Genomic DNA, 3,400 nt, shown 5'->3' with positions numbered 1-3,400 from the left:
CATCGCATCCCGACTCGTACAGCCTGTCAAATTCGACCGCGAGACATTCGTCGAGCACTATGAGTCAGGCGAGCTCACGTACGAGTTCGGCCCTGACGAGCAATACGAGAGTGGCACTGACGACAACAGTCAAGCGGGGCCAGGGGATGCCGAATCAGTCGCGGATGGAGGCACGGTCGGCGACCAGTTTCCCGACCACTTCATCGAGATCGGCGATACTGCCCTCGAACTCGCCCCACCAGATGCGATTCCCGAGGATGAGCCACTCACGACGCTTGCCAAACCAACGGTAACATCGAAGGAGACGATACTCGCTCGGCCAGCGATCGAGACCGTCTCCCCACTCGGGGTTCGGTGGCAGGGGTCAGCGACTCGGAAGCAGGACTGGATGACCTCACTCTCGCCATTCACTGCCGACGATGAAGCGGATCTCTCAGCCATCGATCAGCCAGGAGGAGCGCTCGCGTCGCTCGTCGACCATCTAATGGAGGCGACAGCACCAGTGGCGTTTCAGGTCGTTTTCCAGCGACGCGAGAGCTGGCAGTCTGATGCCGACCTCCGCAAGGAGGACGTCATCGACGGTCGGGACACACTTGCCCAAGAGATTATTGGCTCTCTATTCGAACTCAACGGGCAGTCGGAGAGCCGGGACAGAAACCAGCTGAGCGATGCGGTTGCAAAACGTGTCGCGGCAATCGAGGCGAAAAACCCGAAACGGTCGTTCACCGCGAACATCCGAGCAATCGGAATTCCATCCGGTAGTGACGGTCGCGATGATCTCGATGAGCGGATACAGTCACTTGTCCCGGTATTCGACCCGCTCGACGGGCCGTACTACCAGGTTGAAGCCGAGCGGTTACGTGACAGCGGCTTCCGGGCAGCCACGAAAGAACGGAACGCACGAGCGGCGCTGCAGCGGCTCTTGGATCGTGAGATCACGACCGGCCGTGGGAAGACCCGACCGGAGTTCGTGCTGAGTGGTCGAGAACTCGCGCACTTCGTACTCGTCCCCTCCTCGGAACAGCTTACTATCGAGGGGGCACGGGGGACGCGTGCGGAACAGCAGAGTCGGAATCCGTTGCCCCGTCCCCACCAGGATCTCATGAACGAATTCCGTGACGGGATGGCCATCGGATACGCCCTCGACGACACCGGTGAGGCTGAAGACGTGCCGACACAGATTCCGCCCCGACTGCTGCCAACTCACTACGGCCGGTTCGGAACAACCGGCTCTGGGAAGTCGAAAGCCCCATCAACGATCTGCTGTCGCTGTACGACAACACCGAGGGGCCGACCATCCTCATCATCCCGAAAAACGACAACATGGCCCAGAACTACATGCGGGCTCACGCACGTCGGTTCGGAATGACCGACCTCGAAGAGAACGTCGTCCACTTCCCGGTACCAGACGTCCTCCCCGGGTTCTCGTTTTTCGATCTCGAACCGTCGATGGAGAGCGGACGGCGCCGCGAAGACGCCGTCCAACGGAAGACCGACCACTACGAAGAGATTTTGAAGCTCGTGATGGGGACCGACCGCTACGAGCGGGCGACTGGGCCCCGACTCTCATTAAGACACTCATCAAGACACTCATCAAGGCACTGTTCGACGAGGAATACGGGCGTGAGAATGGGCTCTACCGAGCGTCGACGGACTACTTCGCCCACCGACAGCTCGAACACGTCGTCGACCAGCTCTGGGAGGCCGGGCCACCGAACGAGAACATCGGCGACGCCCCACGGTCGAGCGATGAGGAGGTCACGCGGACGATTCGACGGCAGCTCCAGTTAGATCCGAACACCTTCGCGAACGTGATGGGCGGTGTCGGAAACCGCCTTGCGTACATTTCACAGGATACGCACCTGCGGCAGATCTTCAACAATACCGAGAACCAGTTCGACTTTCGGGATGTCCTCGATGAGGATACGGTCATCCTCTTCGACCTCGGCGACCTCCGCGACGACGCAGCCAGGATTATGACCGGTGTGATTCTGACTAATCTCGATGCAGCCCTCAAGGACCGCAAACAGGCCCTCTCCCAGCACTCGGACGACTACGTCGTGAACTTGCTCGTCGACGAGGCAGCATCGGTTGTGGTCTCCGACATCATGAACGATCTCCTCGAGAAAGGCCGGGGATTCCGGCTCTCTGTTGGCCTGTCGATGCAGTTCCCCGAACAGATGGAGGCCGAAGGCGAGCGGAAGATCTACCTGAACGCTCTGAACAACATCGGTAGTTCGCTCAGGGCGTGGAGGATCTCCTCGTTGTCCGCCAGCGAGATCTCTTCCTCGTTGAGTTGGTCCTTCGCACTAGTAAGGACCTCCTCGGGGACGGGCGGCTCTTTGTCGGACATATACAGGCTCTCTCGGCGCCGTGCGATATGATTTATAGAGTAAATCACCGGGTTAATTCGGTGTGAGTTACTATAGGGTGATTTACTCAAGGGTAAACTACTTGCCTCCAGGGTGTGTACTGTGTCGTATGAGCACCGACCTGGGGACTGCTGGGGAGATGGAATCCCGCGAACTTGTCCACTTCGTGACTCAGCAGACGCGGTTCGCGCTGATCAACAACATCCTCCAGCACCCCGAACAGCTCCCCTCGATGTACGAGCTTGAGGAGCTCAACCCCAGCGTGAGCAAGGCCACCGTCTACAAGCACATTCAGAAGCTCATCGACGCCGGTATCGTCAACGAGGTCGCTCTAGACGATGACCAGCGCCGGCAGGGATATCCCTGGAAGTTCTACGGCCTCACAGAGGAGGGCCGGACCTTCCTCAACGAACACAATCTCCTCGCCGCGGAGGAAACCCTCCAACAGATCTACGAGACCATCTCTGACAAGCCCGAGAAGATGGTCAAGTACGAAAACGCGCCCCGGCCGAAGGAAAAGTGAGCGTGAATACTGGAAATAGTGTGGCGACACACTAGGTTTTTCACAGCCGGTCACATACGGGAATGTATGAGCAGCGACAGAATCGACGCCGAAAGCAAGGTGTCTGGGAATCAAGCAAACATCCCGGCCCGAATACGACGTGAACTCGATATCGACGACGGTGATCAGCTCCGCTGGCATCTCGAAGATGACGGGAGTATCCGAGTACAAGTCATCCAACAGCAGACGGGTACATTCGCCAATTTCGAAGGCTACGCTGGTGAGGAGGCAACTGACGTGACCAGCGATCACGACGCCTGGGGCGTCGACGTCGAGTAAATGCCCCGCGCACTCATCGATACATCGGTTCTGTTTGCAGCCGCGTACAAGCGGGATACTTCACACGACACCGCACTTCCGGTGCTCCACGGCATCGACAATGGAACGCTCCCGGAGGCAGTCGTCCTCGACTACGTACTCGCTGACACGCTCAACGGCCTCACGACCCACGCCGGCCACGACGCAG

Annotated in this window: 2 protein-coding genes and 2 pseudogenes; all 4 read left to right on the top strand. The window is 58.9% G+C overall.

Annotated features, from left to right (window positions below):
• Nucleotides 1-2,243: pseudogene (locus tag J07HQW2_RS19690) on the top strand (conjugal transfer protein); the annotation flags it as partial.
• A 238-nt stretch (nucleotides 2,244-2,481) separates the two neighbouring features.
• The gene (locus J07HQW2_RS00160; protein WP_021053100.1) at nucleotides 2,482-2,895 is read left to right on the top strand and encodes a MarR family transcriptional regulator; all 414 of its coding nucleotides are present in this window, start codon (nucleotides 2,482-2,484) and stop codon (nucleotides 2,893-2,895) included.
• 66 nt (nucleotides 2,896-2,961) lie between these two features.
• Nucleotides 2,962-3,213, top strand: a complete 252-nt coding sequence (locus tag J07HQW2_RS00155) for an AbrB/MazE/SpoVT family DNA-binding domain-containing protein (RefSeq protein WP_021053099.1) — start codon at nucleotides 2,962-2,964, stop codon at nucleotides 3,211-3,213.
• Nucleotides 3,214-3,400, top strand: a pseudogene (locus J07HQW2_RS00150) (VapC toxin family PIN domain ribonuclease); the annotation flags it as partial.

The sequence above is a fragment of the Haloquadratum walsbyi J07HQW2 genome, assembly GCF_000415985.1.
In the GTDB taxonomy this organism is placed as follows: Archaea; Halobacteriota; Halobacteria; order Halobacteriales; family Haloferacaceae; genus Haloquadratum; species Haloquadratum walsbyi_B.
This window is presented reverse-complemented; position numbering and strand designations above follow the sequence as displayed.

Excerpts from the sequence above, each read along its gene's own strand:
- J07HQW2_RS00160 (WP_021053100.1), top strand. The coding sequence starts at position 2,482 with ATGAGCACCGACCTGGGGACTGCTGGGGAGATGGAATCCCGCGAACTT.
- J07HQW2_RS00155 (WP_021053099.1), top strand. The coding sequence starts at position 2,962 with ATGAGCAGCGACAGAATCGACGCCGAAAGCAAGGTGTCTGGGAATCAA.